We start from the raw sequence: 14,166 nt of genomic DNA on the forward strand, positions 1-14,166 counted from the left end.
GAATCAGAATCCGATCGGAGCCAGGTCGAGGTGCTCGCGGAGGAGCGCCGCGGCCCGGTCGGCGGCCGCGTCGATCCCGCCGTCAGCGCTGTCCGCGACACCGCCGTCGGCCGGACGATCTAGGCCAGCGTCCGCGAACACCGCGTCGAGGAACGCCTCGCGGACGATCCGGTTCTCGAACAGGCCGTGGAGGTAGGTTCCGAGCACTCGCTCGATCGCGGCTCCCTCGGCCGCGCGCTCGCCATCGGCGGGGAAGGGGCGCTCGACCTCACCCGTCAACCGGGTTCGGCCCATGTGGATCTCGTAGCCGGTGATCGAGCCCGCCGCGCCGGCCAGGGGACCGACGCCCCGCAGTTCGCGGGCCACCGGCTCGACGTCTTTGGCCGTCTCGAAGCGCGTCTCGACGGGGAGGAGTCCGAATCCGTCCACGACGTCGAGGTCGTCGGTACTCTCGACGCCCGCGTTCGTGATCCGCTCGCCGAGCATCTGGTAGCCTCCGCAGAGGCCGACGACCGGGCCGTCGAACGCTCGCAGGTTCTCGCCGAACCCCGCGTCGTGGAGCGCCCGGAGGTCGTCGACCGTGTTCTTCGACCCGGGCACGACGACGGCGTCGGCATCACCGAGGGAGGCGTCGAGGGGGAGATAGGCCACCCGGACGCCGGGCTGGCGGGCCAGCGGTTCGAGGTCGGTCATATTGGAGGCCCTAGGGAGTCGCGGGACGGCGATCCGGACGCTCTCCTCGTCGGGGACGCCGTCGTCGCCGTGGACGGCCCGTTCGCCTTCGGCCGGGAGCGACACGCTGTCCTCCTCGGGGAGTCCGGGGTCGTCGTACGGGAGCACGCCCAGGATCGGCACACCCGTCCGGTCCTCGAACTCCGCGATGCCGGACGCCAGCAGCGAGCGGTCGCCCCGGAACTTCGTGATGGCCGCGCCCACGACGCGGTCGCGGAGATCCTCGGGCATGAGTTCCAGGGTCCCGACGAGCGAGGCGAAGACCCCGCCGCGTTCGATGTCCGCGACGAGGAGGATCCGAGCATCAGAGAACCGCGCCGTCTCGACGTTTGCCAGGTCGCGCTCGCGGAGGTTCGGTTCCGCGATCGAACCTGCTCCTTCGGCGACGATCACCTCGTGGTCGGCGGCGAGTCGGGCGAACGAGTCGCGGGCCGCCTCGAGCGCGTCGTCCCAGTGCTCGTCGTAGTACTCCCCGGCGCCGTAGTGGGCGACGGCCTCGCCCTGCAGGACCAGCTGGGACTCGCCGTCCCCGCGGGGCTTCAGGAGAACCGGGTTGTGGTCGGTCGTCGCCGGGACGCGAGCGGCCCGCGCCTGGACGTACTGCGAGACGCCGATCTCGCCGGTCGAGCCGTCCGGATCGGCCACCGCGCGGGCGTTGTTGCTCATGTTCTGGGCCTTGAACGGGGCGACGTCGACGCCCCGGTCGGAGAGCAGACGACAGCAGCCGGCGGCGACGGTGCTCTTGCCGACGTGGCTGGCGGTGCCGGCGACGAGGATCGTCCGCGCCATCTGACTCCGCTTCGACCGGCCGGCACACGAGTCTTCCGGGGTCCAACCGCCGCCTACATGCCGACGGACACCGTCTCCCAGACGATGACAGGCGCGAGAATTCCGGGTCGGCAAGAGACACTCGGGAGGCGAGGATGGCGGTCGCTGCGGTAGCGCTCGACCTCCTGCTGGTGGCCGCGGCCGTCGTCGCGCTGTGGTACGGCGGGCTCCGGTTCGTCGAGTCCGCCTCGGCCCTGGCGCGGCGGCTGGGCGTCTCGGACCTCGTGATCGGGTTGACCGTCGTCGGCTTCGGGACGTCGCTCCCGGAGTTCGCAGTGACCCTCGACGCCGCCGTGGTCGGACGGGCCGACATCGCCGTCGGGAACGTCGTCGGCTCGAACGTGTTCAATCTCGGTCTCGTTCTGGGAGCGGTCGCGCTGTTCGGGTCGGTCACGGTCTCGCGGACGCTCGTCCGCCGGGACGGGAGCGCCGTCGTCGCCAGTACCGTCCTCGCAGGCCTGGTCTGCTGGGACCTGACGGTCACCCGGCTCGAAGCCGGACTGCTGTTCGCCGCGTTTCTGTCCTACCTGCTCCTCGTCGTGATTCGAGAAGTTCAGGGCGAACCGGCGGCCGGGGCGACCGAAGCGGCGACCCTCCGCACGGGACTGACTTTGGTCGTCGGCCTCGCGTCGATCGTGCTGGGCGCGAACCTGATGGTCGGTTCGGCGGCCGATCTCGCGCGGGTGGTCGGCCTCAGCGAGTGGGAGATCGGCGAAACCGTCGTCGCCGCTGGCACGTCGTCGCCAGAGTTCGTCGCCTCGCTCGCCGCCGCCCGCCGCGGGTTCGGCGACGTGGCCGCCGGCAACCTGCTGGGCAGCAGCGTGTTCAACCTGCTGGGCGTGCTGGGACTGGCCGGACTGCTCGTCCCGCTGTCGGTCGCGCCGGCCGCCGCGACGAGTCTCGTCTGGCTGCTCGGACTCAGCGCCCTCGCGGTGGTGCTGCTCGCGACCGGCGGCGGTATCTCGCGTATCGAGGGCGTCCCGCTGGTACTCGTGTCCGTGGCCAAGTGGGTCGTCGATCTGGTCTGATCGTCCGCAGGAGCGTGTGACTGTGGGGAGAGCGCGTCGCGCCCGTCCGCCACGAACTACGAGGGGAGGGGGTGGGTAATGTGTCTTGTGGCAGTCGTTCGACGCGCGTCGGACGGCCGTCTGTCGGTTTTCAGAATTCCGTTCCCTTCCGCGCACCCTGCCCGGCCTCGATCGGATGGGACTCCTTCCCGACCTGGGTGACCAGATCCGCCAGGTCGGTGACGTACTCGGGCCGATCGTGCCCGCCCGTCAGCACGAGTTCCAGGTCGTCGGGTTTGTCCTCGATCAGCGCGACCACGTCCGACGGGTCGATCAGCCCGCGGTTTGCTGCGTAGAGGATCTCGTCGAGGACGAGCATGTGGACGCCCTCGGCGGGGTCGGAGTCCAGCGGGAACGGTTCGGAGAGGTCGGCTTCGTCGGCGCCCTCCATCAGCTCTCGCGTGCGAGCGAGCGCGCCGCGGGCGCGGGCCTCGTGCTCGTCGTCCTCGCTGTCGTCCATGAACCCGTGCCAGCCGTAGTGGCCGGCGTTCTCGTAGGAGATGGCGGGCATCGCGGCCATGGCGTTGTACTCCCCGCGGACGTCTTCCACGGTACTCGTCCCGCCCTTCATGAACTGGAGGACGTGGACGCGGTAGCCGTGGCCCGCGGCCCGGAAAGCCATGCCAAGAGCCGCGGTAGTCTTGCCTTTCCCGTCGCCCCACCAGACCTGTACGAGGCCGAACTCGTCGGGTGCGCTCGGTTCGATCGGGTGGGGGCCGAGCGGGTCACTCTCCGCTGGCGAATCGGTCATAGTTACGGCTGGGAGGGCGAGGCACCTATCACTCCCGGTCGCCGGGCTCGAAGACGGTCGCCCGGCGGTCGGTCCGGACCCCGTGCTCGGCGTCTCCCACCGAGTCCGGAACCGAGCGGTCCGCGTAGCGCGAGTCGAGACTCGCCCGGACCGCCTCGCGGACGCAGGCCCGGGTCGCCGACCCGACGTCGGTCCCGCTGCCGGCGAATGCGGCGGGATCGCCCTCGGGGTCGCAGCCGACGACGACCGCGTCCGAGGTGGTCCCGGTGAAACCCGTCGCCGAGTGGAGCGTGGCGGTCTTGGCCTCGACGGCGGTCGCCAGCAGGGTCGCGAGCGCCCCGTCGTCGAGCGATCTCTCTGTGCCGACGAGCAGGTTGACCGTGCCGACGCGGCGGTCGGCCTGGTCGTCCCGGGGATCGCCTTTCGGAACACCCTCGTCGGGATCCATCGGCAGTTCGGCAGGGTTCGAGAGCCCGGCAGTCGCGACCACGGTGACGGGCCCCGCGCGAGCGCCGCAGGCGTGCGTGAGGTTCACACCCGTCAGCAGGGCCGGGCCGGAATCCTCGAACCCGGCGCGTTCTCGTCGCTCGGTGACGTAGGCGGAGAGATCTGTCCGGTCGAACCCCTCGGGGACGGAGACGTTGTACGCCGCGGGGGCGTTCCGATAACCGCCGTCCGGTCCGGTCGCCAGCCAGCGCGTGGCGGGACCGCGAAACTGGAGGACGCCCTCGGCAATGGTCGTCCGGAAACTCATACCCCGAGCGCGGCGAGCAACTGGTCGTTCTCGCCGGGCATCCGCACGGCGACGCGGAAATGTGAGTCCAGCCCGCGGAACGTGCGGGCGTCCCGGACGGCGATGTTGGCCTCTCGTGCTTCGGTGATCACGTCGTCGACGGCCTCGCTCGATCCGGCGTCACACAGGAGAAACGGCGAGTCCGAGTCGGACACGTCGAAGCGGTCGCCGAGGCGGGCCGCCATTCGGGGCCGCTCCCGGGCGACGCGCTGGCGCGTCTCGGCGACGAACTCGGACTGGTTCATGCAGTGGACGGAGACCGCGTTGGCCGGTTCCGACAGCGACCAGGTGAGCCGCGCGGCCGCGAGTCGTTCGCGGAGGTCGCCCGTGGCGACCGCGAAGCCGGCCCTGAGTCCGGGCAGGCCGAACATCTTGGTCAGCGAGCGGGCGACGATCACGCCGTCGGTCCCCGCGAGCGAGGGATCGTCGGTGAAGTCGAGGAAGGCCTCGTCGACCAGGAGGACGGTGTCGGCCTCGCGACAGCGGTCGGCGTAGGCCCGGAGCCGGTCGGCGTCGTACAGCTCGCCGGTGGGGTTGTTCGGGTTGCAGACCGCGACCATCGCGTGCCCGGCGGGGTCGGTCTCGAGCAGTTCGTCGTGGGGGACGAACTCCGGTTCGGCGCCCTGGAGTCGGATCTCCCGGGCGTACTCGCTGAAACTCGGATAGGGGAGGACGACCGAGTCGCCGGACCGGAGGACGGTGTTCGCGGCGAGTCGGATCGCTGCGAGGCCGCCCGCGGTGGGGAGCACGCACTGGGGAGCGCAATCGACGTACTCGGCGGCGGTCACCCGGAAAGAGCAGTAGTCGTCGGCGGGGTAGTCGCGGGCGCTAGGCAACGCGGACTCGTACACGCGCGGGACCGCTTCGGGGTATCGCGGGTTGGTGTTCGCACTGAAGTCGAGTACCTGGGGGTCGTCCGAACTCCCGTGGGCCACCCGCGCACCGTCGGAGACGGGGTCCTGGTCGTCGCGAGCGCCGGAGAGCAAGGCCTCGACCGCGTCGGGATCCATCGCCTGTGACCACCGGGCCCGGCCGAAATATACTTTTCACTCCTTCGGCCCGCCGAGTCGTGGCGCCAGCCAGTCGGCGACCGCCGCGTCCGACAGGCGGTTGACGTTGACCGCCAGCCGCGCGTCCTCGCTGACCCAGACGTCGCCGTCCGCCCCCTCGCCGACGACGTTGAGCCCCGAGGGGGCCAGTTCCCGGTCGTTCTCCTCGAAGGTCGTGTCGGCACTCACGCCGAGTCGGCGCTTCAGCGCCGCCGACACCGCGACGGTCAGCGAGGGTGCCGATCGCGATCGATACGCGGCAAGCGCGGCGTCGACTGATTCGGGCGCGAGCAGGGGGAGGTCGGCCGCGCAGGTGACGGCTGGCTGCTCGACGGTCGACAGCGTGTCGTCGAGATCCGCGACGTAGCCCTCCCCGGGCGTCTCGACGACGGCGGCGCCCCGCTCGCGGAGGTGGGCCGCGGTCGCGGGCGCGTGTGGAGACGTCGCTGCGACGACCGAATCGATCGAACTCCCGGCCAGCGCGTCGTGGACCCGGTCGACCATCGGTCGCCCCGCGATCTCGTAGAGTGGTTTCTCGACGGGCGCGTCCAGGCGCGTCCCGCGACCGCCACACATCAGAAGAGCGTCCACGCGATCACCCCGGCGTGCAGCGCGACGACGCGGGCGAGTTCGTTCGCGGCGCCGAAGACGTCCCCGTTGACGCCCCCGAGATTTCGGTCGGCCCAGCCCCGGAGCGCGAGTACCGTAAGGACGCCCGTGAGCAACGCGACCGCAGCGGCGGGCGAGGGCACGCCGAGGAAGGCCGCCGGGAGGGCCAGGAGTGCAGGGAGAAGCAGGTCGCGATCGCCGGAGGCCTGCGTCAGCTGTGCGCCCAGTCCGTCGGCTGGCGCACTCGCGAGACAGGCCAGCAGCGCCATCCCGAACTTCGCGCTCACCTCGGCGGCGACGACGACGGCCAGCGCCGCGACCGGCGGGATGCCAGCGAGCGCGGCCCCCGCGACGACCAGTCCGGCAACGACCAGTGCGAGCGCCAATGTCCCGCCGACCCCGACGGCGCTGTCTTTCAGTACCCGTCGGCGCGCCGCGATCTCGTCCTCTCCCTGACTGTGGACGACCGCCGCGTCACCGACGTCCGCGACGCCGTCGGCGTGGTTGATCCCGGTGAGCGCGACCAGCAGTACGGGAAAGGCGATCGCGAGCGTCGCGGTCGGCAGCGGGAGGAAGAACGGGAGCGCAGCGACCGCGCCGACGAGGTAGCCCACCGGGACGAACGTCGCCGGCGTTCGACGGAAGGCCTCCCAGGCCCGCAGGTCCGTCCCGACCGGGAGCCGCGTCAGGAATCCGAGCGCGCCGAGGCCCGCCTGGGTCAGTCCGGTCCCGGCGTGGTCGGCGCCCGCGGACTCGGATCGGCGGTCGTCGGCCACGGTCACCGCACCTCCGGAAGTACCACGACGAACGCGGCGAGCGCATAGGCCAGAACGCCCGCGACGGCGACGACCCGCCGGGCCCGCCGGGAGTCCTCGACGGTCGGCAACGCCGCCGTCGGATTGAGGACGTACGCGCCGGGTTTTTCGAGTCTGACCGACAGGGCCGCGGCGAGCGTCCCCATCGGCCAGCCGGAGTTGGGCGAGGGGACCGACTCGACCCAGTAGGCGGCCCGAGCGAGCGCCGTCGGGGCGCCCGCCGCGACCGCGAGCAGCAGCGCGCTCGCGCGTGCGGGGGTCCACATGACCGCGTCGTCCAGCCGCGCGGGCGCCCAGCCGACGGGTTTGGAGCGGTAGCCGAGCATCGAGTCCATCGTGTTGACCGCCTTCACCCAGACCGCGGCGGCCGCACCCAGGGCCAGCGAGACCTGCGCGCCCAGCGCGAAGGCCGCGAGCGGCGCGACCAGCCCGTCCGCCAGGTTCTCGGCGGCGCTCTCGACGGCCGCACTGCGAACCTGCCCGGCCGTCAGTTCCGAGGCGTCACGGCCCGCCAGCGCGCGCAACCCCTCGCGGGCGGCCGGGAGGTCCCGCTCGCTGTCCTCGCTCACCTGCCGGGCCGTCGAGAGCAGACGCCGGAGGCTCGTCGTGACGAACAGCGCGAGGCCCGCGAGCACGGCCCCCAACAGGAGGGAAGCGGTCGTCGCGGCCGTGATACCGACCCACGCGACCGCGGCGGCGGTCAGCGGGAGCGCGACCGCGCTGCACAATCCCACGAGTCGGGGCGCGCCCCACTCACGATCGAGAGGCGCGACGGCGCGGCCGAACCAGGCGACGGGGTGGAGCGAGTTCGGGAGTTCCGCCACGGCGGTGTCGAGGGCGAGCGCCAGCCCGACGGCGCCGGCGCTCAGCACGGCTGACTCACCCCGTTCAGTCCCACGCGCGACCCTCCAGGTAGGACGGGAGTTCGGTGAGGGGGACGTCCGCGAGGAGGACCTGGTTCGGACCGGCGTCGGCCCCTCGCTCCCCCTCGCCGTCGCGGTCGACGACCCGCCCGTCCGTCTCCGGGTCGTCGCCGACGTGCCAGAGCGACGCGAGGGGGACGTCCAGTTGCGCAGCGGCCTCGGCGAAGGCGCGCCGGTCGGGTTTGCGCCAGCCACAGCCGGCGCTCGTGACGATGGCGTCGAGCTCGTCGCGTGAGATTTCGGAGCGGATGAGCACGCGCGAGACGAGTTCCCCCAGGCTGCAGTTCGAGAGGACGCAGACCGGCCCTCGATCCGCGGCGGCGCGGACGGCGTCGACCGCGCCGGGTCGGGTCTCCACCTCGGGATCGAACGCGGAGACGACCGCCCGCCTGATCGCCGTGCCCGGCGCGTGGACGCCGCGGCTGGCGAGGGCGGCGTTGACGTGCGCCGGAAACGGGACCTCCGCGCCCGCGGGCGCGTCGACGTGAGATTCCCGGTAGGCGCTGGCCCAGTCCGGCGGGACCTCGACGTCGCGCTCAGCGAGCGCCGCGCCCACTGCGGCCGCGGGGTCGGCCGTCCTGTCGACGGCGACGAGCGTCCCGAAGAGGTCGAACGATACTGCCACGCGCTGTCTCAATTCGCGGTACTCACTTCAACTCCGCGGTCGGGGGTAAGTCTGGCCTGAGAGACCTGTTCGGAGCGTGAATTCACGGGCCGCCGAGGGCGGCGTGACGGCGTCGCCATCTCCCGGTTGAACGGTCTGCCCCCTTCAATACCCCGACGCCCAACTGGCCAGGTATGACTGCCATCCACGGTCGGTCCACCGTCCTCGCTCCGAACGCCTCCCGCACACCTCGAGGCCCGAGGTGACAGCAGTGGGGACGCTGGGGCGACTGAAAGCGTACTTCGCGAACGACGGTTCGGCGGCCAGCTACGAGTGTCTCAGCTGTCGCGCGCGATTCGAGCGCCAGCACCAGGTCTGTCCGGAGTGTGGCGGCTACGACGTGCGCTCGCGGGAGTGGCTCGATAGCGGCGACGATCCGGACGGTGACGACCGATAAGGGTCAGACCTGTTCGCGGAGTTCGATCTCGCCGTCGCTGTGGACGACGACGAGGAGTCCTTCGTAGTTGAAAGAGAGCGAGCCGTGGACCCCCGACTGGTCGGTCGTCGGTCCGAAGACGTGATCGAGGGCGTCCGGATCGACGTACTCGTCGAGTGGCTCGAGCGCCGTCGGTTCGGCGTCTCTGACCGCACCGACGGCTTCGAGGACCCGAATACTCGGGTTCTCCGTCGCCGTGTCGTAGGAGGTGCGGTACGTGCCGGTCCCGGCATCGTACGCAACCTCCCTGTCTTCAGGGGATGTCATATCGATTTGAGTCTCGGGGCCGCCGCAGAACGACAAAATCGTCTCGGTGCAAGGTTCGCGAGGTGTCTATTTAACGTGTCGTTCTCCGTCCAGTCTTTCGCCGGTGCGGTCACGCGGAATCCGACCGACCGTCGACGGCCGACGTGACCGCGAAATTGTCCGTTTCGACCCATATTCCTGCCGAAAATAAGGGTTTAGGGCTTCACGTGGAGGGGCGAGTATGGCCGAAGCAGACTGGAGCGTCAGCTCCGACGCGATCGTCGAGCGACCGCGCCGCATCCGGAACCACCCCCTGCTGTCGGCGGTCTACGACCACCACGACGCCCTGATCGGAGAGCACCTCCCCGACGGCGAGTTCCTCGAAGTGGCCTTCGGCCAGTACATGCACCCCGAGGCCGACGTGGGACTCGAGGCCTGGCCCTCGAACGTCCGCGAGACGGACGAACCCGCGATCGTCGGGGACGCCCGGTCGCTGCCCGTCCCCGACGACTCCTTCGACGGGATCATCGGCCGCCGGTTCCTCCACCACGTCCCCGAACGGGATCGCCACGAGATCGTCCGGGAGTGCGAGCGCGTGCTCAGACCCGGCGGCAGGCTGATCCTCCTCGAAGGCACCCCCGGGCTCTACCGACGGGTGACCAAGGGGATGGCGTTCCGGCTCGGCGTCATGGACGAGGACAACGACCTCTACGGCCACCTGTCCAGGGAGGAACTTCGCGACCTGCTCGGGCAGGAGTTCGAGATCGTGGCCGACGAGCCGCTCGGGTCGCCACTGATGATGGCCTGCATCTCCGAGTCCGAACTATCGAAGTACCTGTTCCCCGTATACGAGCGCACACAGGTCGTCACCTGGTGGACGCTGATCGTCGGCGAGGTGACCTGAGGGGGCGTTGACACGGAAGTTCGGCCCTGGAGGAGGCCAGTGAACACACGTTCAACTCCGCGCGATCGGAGTAGCAAAACGAGTCCGCCCTCCCCGATTTGAACGGGGGGCAAGTCGATCTACAGTCGACTGCTCTACCAGTCTGAGCTAAGGGCGGTCGCATGAAAACGTAGGACCACTGCCGGACTTAACGGTTACCATTCAGTGGCCGCCCGTGGGGGCCTTTGCCGTCGTCGCCGCGGCCGACCATCGTCAGACGCTCGGGAAGATTGATATACCTCGGGTGAGAAGCCGTTGACAGGTCGAATGAGTAAAATAACCTTCCGCGCGGACGACGAACTCATCGAGCGGCTCGAGGAGTTCGACGCGTCGAAGAGCGAGGTCATGCGGGAGGCCCTTCGGACGTACCTCGACGGGGCCGACGACGACGCGACGTCGACGGACCCCACCGAGGAGAGCCTCGACGACCTCGTGGCCGAGCGGGTCGACGCCATGATCGCGGACCGGCTGGAGACCGCGTTTACGCCGACCCGACCCCAGGATATCAACGTAAACATCGCTCTCGACGGCGAATCCGCGTCGTCCGACGACGTGAACGTCGACCGGCGTAAGACGACCGTCGAGGACGACGCGGACGCGAGCGCGGACGAACACACGTCGTGCCAGCAGTGCGGAGACGAGCTGGGACCGAACCACGTCTACTGCCCGAACTGCGGGGAGAAGGCGGCCCGGCGTGCGTTCTGTGAGTGCGGCGACGAACTGCGATCGGACTGGGCGTTCTGCCCCGGCTGCGGCCGCCGGACCCCGGCCGCCGACGTACTGGACCGATCGTAATACTCCGTAAACGGCAAAAACGCCGCGTTTACCCGGGTAAGCAAGCCGTGTCTTACAGCAGGGGAAACCTTTATAACCCAACAGTATGATGTAAACTCTGCGTAAGACGATGCGTCTTACACACCGGGTCCGGGGCACGACGCCCACCGCCCTCGGGCGGTTTCCGGTGTGTAAACACGGGGCGCGGTGCGCAACCCCGCGTCGTCTTACCTCACAGGGGAACCAACAATGGAGCGTGTGACACTACGGATTCCGAAGCAGCAGATCGAAGAGGTCGAACGAATGGTCGATTCGGGCGAGTACCCGAACCGCAGCGAGGCCATCCGATCGGCCGTCCGCGACATGCTAAATGAACAAGAGGACAGCCGGGAGCGGTCCTCCGAGAAGCGCAAACGTTCCTGGGCCAAGGTGTAGACGATGCAGGACCTCGTGAAGTCGGCCTTGGAGAACGACGAGAAGGAGAAGGAAAAGCAGGAGAACGCTGGCGCGGAAGGGTTCGGTGACCCCCGCATCGTGATCGTCGGCGCGGGCGGTGCCGGCAACAACACGGTCAACCGACTGTACAACATCGGCGTCGACGGCGCCGAGACGGTCGCGATCAACACCGACCGCCAGCACCTCGAGATGATCGAGGCCGACACGAAGATCCTGGTCGGCAAGAGCCTCACCAACGGGCTCGGCGCGGGCGGCGACCCCAGCATGGGCGAGCGCGCGACCGAGATGGCACAGGGCACGATCAAGGAAGTCCTCGGCGAGGCGGACCTCGTGTTCGTCACCGCGGGCATGGGCGGCGGCACCGGCACGGGTGCGGCCCCCGTGGTCTCGAAGATCGCCAAGGAACAGGGCGCCATCGTCGTCGGCATGGTCTCGACGCCGTTCAACGTCGAGCGCGCCCGGACTGTCAAGGCCGAGGAAGGTCTCGAGAAACTGCGTAACGAGGCCGACTCGATCATTGTCCTGGACAACAACCGGCTGCTCGACTACGTCCCGAACCTGCCCATCGGCAAGGCGTTCTCGGTGATGGACCAGATCATCGCCGAGACGGTCAAGGGCATCTCGGAGACGATCACCCAGCCGAGCCTGATCAACCTGGACTACGCGGACATGTCCGCCATCATGAACAAGGGTGGCGTGGCAGTCATGCTGGTCGGGGAGACTCAGGACAAGAACAAGACCGAGGAGGTCGTCAAAGACGCGATGAACCATCCCCTCCTCGACGTGGACTACCGCGGCGCCTCCGGTGGGCTGGTCCACATCACCGGCGGCCCCGACCTCACGCTGAAGGAGGCCGAGGGCATCGCCCAGAACATCACCGACCGACTGGAAGCCGACGCCAACGTCATCTGGGGCGCGCGCATCCAGGAGGAGTACAAGGGCAAGGTCCGCGTCATGGCCATCATGACCGGCGTCCAGAGCGCCCAGATCCTGGGTCCGACGACCCAGAAGCAGGCCAACAAGTCCAAGCAGGCGATGGACGCCGAGAGCGAGGACTTCGACGGCCAGTTCGACGCGAGCGAGAACGTCAACAACGGTGCGGCCAACGCCTCGGGCGCCCGCGGCGACGGCTGGGCCGACGGCGGCCAGGACGAGTCCAGCGAGCAGAAGAACGGACTCGACGTCATCCGGACGAACTGACGCCACCCAACTTCGCCTTTTTCGCACAGTCATCCCCGCGAGCCGCGGCTCTCCAACGATCGCTCGGAGGATTATTTCACTCGACGGTAGCGGCCCGCCGATCAGTCCGCGGCGTGGACCGCCTCGACCAGCGAGCACTTCCGACAGACCTCGCCGGTCGTGGTGGCGCCGCAGCGCTCGCACTCGCCGTACTCCGGGCCGCCGCCGTTCCGGTAGGCCCGGGCGGCCATCGCGGCGATGTCCTCGTAGCCGGCCATGATCGAGTGGCGGACGCCGGGGTGGCCCTCTTCCATCTCGAAGAGGAGCTGCTGGATCTCGCCGCGGTAGGCCTCGCTGGAGTGGGGACACTCCGTGATGTGAGCGGGTAGCTCCTTCAGTTGGGCGTAGAGAGCGACCTCCTTCTCGGGGACGTCCCGGAGGGGCTTGGCGCGCGGGACGAACGGGCCGTCAGTGCTGACGCGGGTCGGTGTGCCGTCGCGGTCGGCGGCGTTCTCGGAATCATCGGCGCTCGGGAAGGCGCCCAGACTCGCGTCGAAGTGCTTGGCCATCTGCTCGACGTCCCCCTCGAAGAAGTTCATCAGCGCGGTCTGGGCCTCGTCGTCGAGGTTGTGGCCGGTCAGGAGTTTGTCGGCCTCGTACTCCGCCGCGTACTCCGAGAGGAGGTCCCGGCGGAAGACCCCGCAGTAGGCGCAGGGGGCCATGTCCAGCGGGTCGTCGCTGGCCACGTCGTCCATCCGGAGGTCGAACTCCTCCTCGTAGGTGACCAGTTCGTGGCGGATGTCGAGGTCGTCGGTGAGGTCGAGACAGGCCGAGAGCGACTCGTCGCGGTAGCCCTCGATGCCCTCGTGGATGGTGAGCGCGACGAGTTCGACTCGCGGGTCCTGCGCGAAGGTGTCGTGGAGAATCTCCGTGAGGACGACGCTGTCCTTGCCCCCCGAGAGGCCGATCAGCCAGGTCTCGGGGTCGTCGGGGGTGGCGTCGTCGGGGAGGAGGTTGTCCTCGCGGACCCGTCGGCGGACCCGGGTCTCGACGGAGCGGCAGAAGTGCTCGGCGCACATGTGGAGCCCCGAGTAGGCGGCGTGCATGACCGCCTCGTCGCCGCACTTGTCGCAGTCCATTGGCGACCCCTTCTCGCCCCGGCAGGTTGACCGTTACGTTCCGGACCCGGGAGCGAACCGTTTAGGCCGTCGCCGACCAACCGGCGAGCAATGAGCGAGTTCGAGCGCGACGCGGCCGTCGACCGCGTCGCGGATCTCGTCGAGACCGTCGCGACAGCGCCGATGCCCGTCCCGGTCACGGAAGTGTGGGTCTACGGCGACGTCGCCCTCGGCCTGGATCCGGTCGAGCGGCTGGACGTCTACGTCACCAAGGACATGCTGTTCGGTCGAGATTCGGATCGCGAATCGGAGTTCCGCGAGTCCCACGGCGTGAAGGGCGTCGGCGAGACGGTCGACGCCGACTGGGCGGCCGAGTACCCCGAGTACCTGCGAGCCAACGCCAGCGGCCACGCCGCCCCCGAGAAGTGCCTGGCCGCCCACCTCCTCGAGGACGACGAGCCGATCCACCTGGAGGTCTGCAACGCTTCCTTCGAGGGCAACGTCCGACAGCGACTGGAGGGCGCGATGGCCCAGGAGAACTACGAGCGGATCCTGGACCCACGCGGGGTCTGTCTCTGGGCGGAGGGTCAGCGCAGCGACGAGGCCTTCCGGAAGCTCCGCGAGAGCGAGTTCGCCTTCCCGCCGCTCTCCGGGGCGCTGGAGATGCTCGGGCTAGATCCGGAGGAGGCAGCGGAAGCGGCCGAGGCGGTCCGCGAGTACCGGGCCGAAGAGGACGGCGTGACGGTTCGGGGCGACGTGCTCTGAACGCAACTGTCATGTCGG

General features: G+C 69.5%; 17 protein-coding genes and 1 tRNA gene. 7 read left to right on the top strand and 11 right to left on the bottom strand.

The annotated features are described in order from the left end of the window. Nucleotides 1-3: 3 nt before the first annotated feature. The gene (locus U5918_RS06210) at nucleotides 4-1,521 is read right to left on the bottom strand and encodes a cobyric acid synthase (protein WP_336000265.1); all 1,518 of its coding nucleotides are present in this window, start codon (nucleotides 1,519-1,521) and stop codon (nucleotides 4-6) included. Nucleotides 1,522-1,655: 134 nt separating this feature from the next. Between U5918_RS06210 and U5918_RS06215 the strand changes: the two genes are divergently transcribed. After that, nucleotides 1,656-2,588, top strand: a complete 933-nt coding sequence (locus U5918_RS06215; RefSeq protein ID WP_336000267.1) for a calcium/sodium antiporter — start codon at nucleotides 1,656-1,658, stop codon at nucleotides 2,586-2,588. Between the two features lie 130 nt (nucleotides 2,589-2,718). Here U5918_RS06215 and U5918_RS06220 read toward each other — a convergent pair whose 3' ends face one another. From U5918_RS06220 to U5918_RS06250, 7 genes are read right to left on the bottom strand one after another with little or no spacing between them, the layout of a single operon-like run. Continuing rightward, nucleotides 2,719-3,378, bottom strand: a complete 660-nt coding sequence (locus U5918_RS06220) for a cob(I)yrinic acid a,c-diamide adenosyltransferase (protein ID WP_336000269.1) — start codon at nucleotides 3,376-3,378, stop codon at nucleotides 2,719-2,721. A 28-nt stretch (nucleotides 3,379-3,406) separates the two neighbouring features. Further along, on the bottom strand, nucleotides 3,407-4,132 hold the full coding sequence (locus U5918_RS06225; RefSeq protein ID WP_336000270.1) for an adenosylcobinamide amidohydrolase: 726 nt from the start codon (nucleotides 4,130-4,132) through the stop codon (nucleotides 3,407-3,409). Then, complete coding sequence (locus U5918_RS06230; protein ID WP_336000271.1) at nucleotides 4,129-5,181, bottom strand: threonine-phosphate decarboxylase; 1,053 nt, start codon at nucleotides 5,179-5,181, stop codon at nucleotides 4,129-4,131. Before U5918_RS06230 ends, U5918_RS06225 begins: the two co-directional genes overlap by 4 nt. 36 nt (nucleotides 5,182-5,217) lie before the next feature. Continuing rightward, nucleotides 5,218-5,796, bottom strand: a complete 579-nt coding sequence (locus U5918_RS06235) for an NTP transferase domain-containing protein (protein WP_336003298.1) — start codon at nucleotides 5,794-5,796, stop codon at nucleotides 5,218-5,220. Further along, nucleotides 5,796-6,551, bottom strand: coding sequence for an adenosylcobinamide-GDP ribazoletransferase (gene cobS, locus U5918_RS06240; protein ID WP_336003300.1), 756 nt, complete (start codon nucleotides 6,549-6,551; stop codon nucleotides 5,796-5,798). The genes U5918_RS06235 and cobS overlap by 1 nt, the downstream gene beginning before the upstream one ends. Nucleotides 6,552-6,607: 56 nt before the next feature. Next, nucleotides 6,608-7,516, bottom strand: a complete 909-nt coding sequence (gene cbiB, locus U5918_RS06245; RefSeq protein ID WP_336000273.1) for an adenosylcobinamide-phosphate synthase CbiB — start codon at nucleotides 7,514-7,516, stop codon at nucleotides 6,608-6,610. A gap of 16 nt (nucleotides 7,517-7,532) precedes the next feature. Beyond that, nucleotides 7,533-8,192 (bottom strand): HAD family hydrolase, encoded by a 660-nt coding sequence (locus tag U5918_RS06250; protein WP_336000274.1) that lies wholly within the window; start codon nucleotides 8,190-8,192, stop codon nucleotides 7,533-7,535. Nucleotides 8,193-8,433: 241 nt separating this feature from the next. Between U5918_RS06250 and U5918_RS06255 the strand changes: the two genes are divergently transcribed. Then, nucleotides 8,434-8,628, top strand: a complete 195-nt coding sequence (locus U5918_RS06255) for a DUF7129 domain-containing putative zinc-binding protein (protein ID WP_336000275.1) — start codon at nucleotides 8,434-8,436, stop codon at nucleotides 8,626-8,628. Nucleotides 8,629-8,631: 3 nt separating this feature from the next. On the opposite strand, the gene U5918_RS06260 is transcribed toward U5918_RS06255, so the two are convergent. After that, nucleotides 8,632-8,934, bottom strand: coding sequence for a HalOD1 output domain-containing protein (locus tag U5918_RS06260; protein WP_336000276.1), 303 nt, complete (start codon nucleotides 8,932-8,934; stop codon nucleotides 8,632-8,634). A 220-nt stretch (nucleotides 8,935-9,154) separates the two neighbouring features. Between U5918_RS06260 and U5918_RS06265 the strand changes: the two genes are divergently transcribed. Next, on the top strand, nucleotides 9,155-9,817 hold the full coding sequence (locus tag U5918_RS06265; protein WP_336000277.1) for a class I SAM-dependent methyltransferase: 663 nt from the start codon (nucleotides 9,155-9,157) through the stop codon (nucleotides 9,815-9,817). A gap of 83 nt (nucleotides 9,818-9,900) precedes the next feature. Here the strand turns inward: U5918_RS06265 and U5918_RS06270 are convergent. Further along, nucleotides 9,901-9,974, bottom strand: a tRNA-Tyr gene (locus U5918_RS06270). A 149-nt stretch (nucleotides 9,975-10,123) separates the two neighbouring features. Here U5918_RS06270 and U5918_RS06275 point away from each other — a divergent pair. The 3 genes from U5918_RS06275 to ftsZ all read left to right on the top strand — a co-directional run bounded on the left by U5918_RS06275 (nucleotide 10,124) and on the right by ftsZ (nucleotide 12,286). After that, nucleotides 10,124-10,651, top strand: coding sequence for a double zinc ribbon domain-containing protein (locus U5918_RS06275; protein WP_336000279.1), 528 nt, complete (start codon nucleotides 10,124-10,126; stop codon nucleotides 10,649-10,651). Nucleotides 10,652-10,879: 228 nt separating this feature from the next. Beyond that, a complete protein-coding gene (locus U5918_RS06280; RefSeq protein ID WP_336000280.1) occupies nucleotides 10,880-11,065 on the top strand; it encodes a ribbon-helix-helix domain-containing protein in 186 nt (61 codons plus the stop codon). Nucleotides 11,066-11,068: 3 nt separating this feature from the next. Further along, nucleotides 11,069-12,286, top strand: coding sequence for a cell division protein FtsZ (gene ftsZ / locus U5918_RS06285; RefSeq protein ID WP_336000282.1), 1,218 nt, complete (start codon nucleotides 11,069-11,071; stop codon nucleotides 12,284-12,286). Between the two features lie 101 nt (nucleotides 12,287-12,387). Here ftsZ and ncsA read toward each other — a convergent pair whose 3' ends face one another. After that, on the bottom strand, nucleotides 12,388-13,404 hold the full coding sequence (ncsA, locus tag U5918_RS06290) for a tRNA 2-thiolation protein NcsA (protein WP_336000285.1): 1,017 nt from the start codon (nucleotides 13,402-13,404) through the stop codon (nucleotides 12,388-12,390). 90 nt (nucleotides 13,405-13,494) lie between these two features. Between ncsA and U5918_RS06295 the strand changes: the two genes are divergently transcribed. Continuing rightward, complete coding sequence (locus tag U5918_RS06295) at nucleotides 13,495-14,148, top strand: DUF7095 family protein (protein ID WP_336000286.1); 654 nt, start codon at nucleotides 13,495-13,497, stop codon at nucleotides 14,146-14,148. Nucleotides 14,149-14,166 lie beyond the last annotated feature (18 nt).

The organism is Halorientalis sp. LT38 (assembly GCF_037031225.1).
GTDB classification, from domain to species: domain Archaea; phylum Halobacteriota; class Halobacteria; order Halobacteriales; family Haloarculaceae; genus Halorientalis; species Halorientalis halophila.

Coding starts and splice junctions, on each gene's coding strand:
- U5918_RS06220 (WP_336000269.1), bottom strand. CDS start 3,378: ATGACCGATTCGCCAGCGGAGAGTGACCCGCTCGGCCCCCACCCGATC.
- U5918_RS06215 (WP_336000267.1), top strand. CDS start 1,656: ATGGCGGTCGCTGCGGTAGCGCTCGACCTCCTGCTGGTGGCCGCGGCC.
- ftsZ (WP_336000282.1), top strand. CDS start 11,069: ATGCAGGACCTCGTGAAGTCGGCCTTGGAGAACGACGAGAAGGAGAAG.
- U5918_RS06280 (WP_336000280.1), top strand. CDS start 10,880: ATGGAGCGTGTGACACTACGGATTCCGAAGCAGCAGATCGAAGAGGTC.
- U5918_RS06295 (WP_336000286.1), top strand. CDS start 13,495: ATGAGCGAGTTCGAGCGCGACGCGGCCGTCGACCGCGTCGCGGATCTC.
- U5918_RS06260 (WP_336000276.1), bottom strand. CDS start 8,934: ATGACATCCCCTGAAGACAGGGAGGTTGCGTACGATGCCGGGACCGGC.
- U5918_RS06230 (WP_336000271.1), bottom strand. CDS start 5,181: ATGGATCCCGACGCGGTCGAGGCCTTGCTCTCCGGCGCTCGCGACGAC.
- U5918_RS06210 (WP_336000265.1), bottom strand. CDS start 1,521: ATGGCGCGGACGATCCTCGTCGCCGGCACCGCCAGCCACGTCGGCAAG.
- U5918_RS06275 (WP_336000279.1), top strand. CDS start 10,124: ATGAGTAAAATAACCTTCCGCGCGGACGACGAACTCATCGAGCGGCTC.
- U5918_RS06225 (WP_336000270.1), bottom strand. CDS start 4,132: ATGAGTTTCCGGACGACCATTGCCGAGGGCGTCCTCCAGTTTCGCGGT.
- U5918_RS06265 (WP_336000277.1), top strand. CDS start 9,155: ATGGCCGAAGCAGACTGGAGCGTCAGCTCCGACGCGATCGTCGAGCGA.
- U5918_RS06235 (WP_336003298.1), bottom strand. CDS start 5,796: ATGTGTGGCGGTCGCGGGACGCGCCTGGACGCGCCCGTCGAGAAACCA.
- ncsA (WP_336000285.1), bottom strand. CDS start 13,404: ATGGACTGCGACAAGTGCGGCGACGAGGCGGTCATGCACGCCGCCTAC.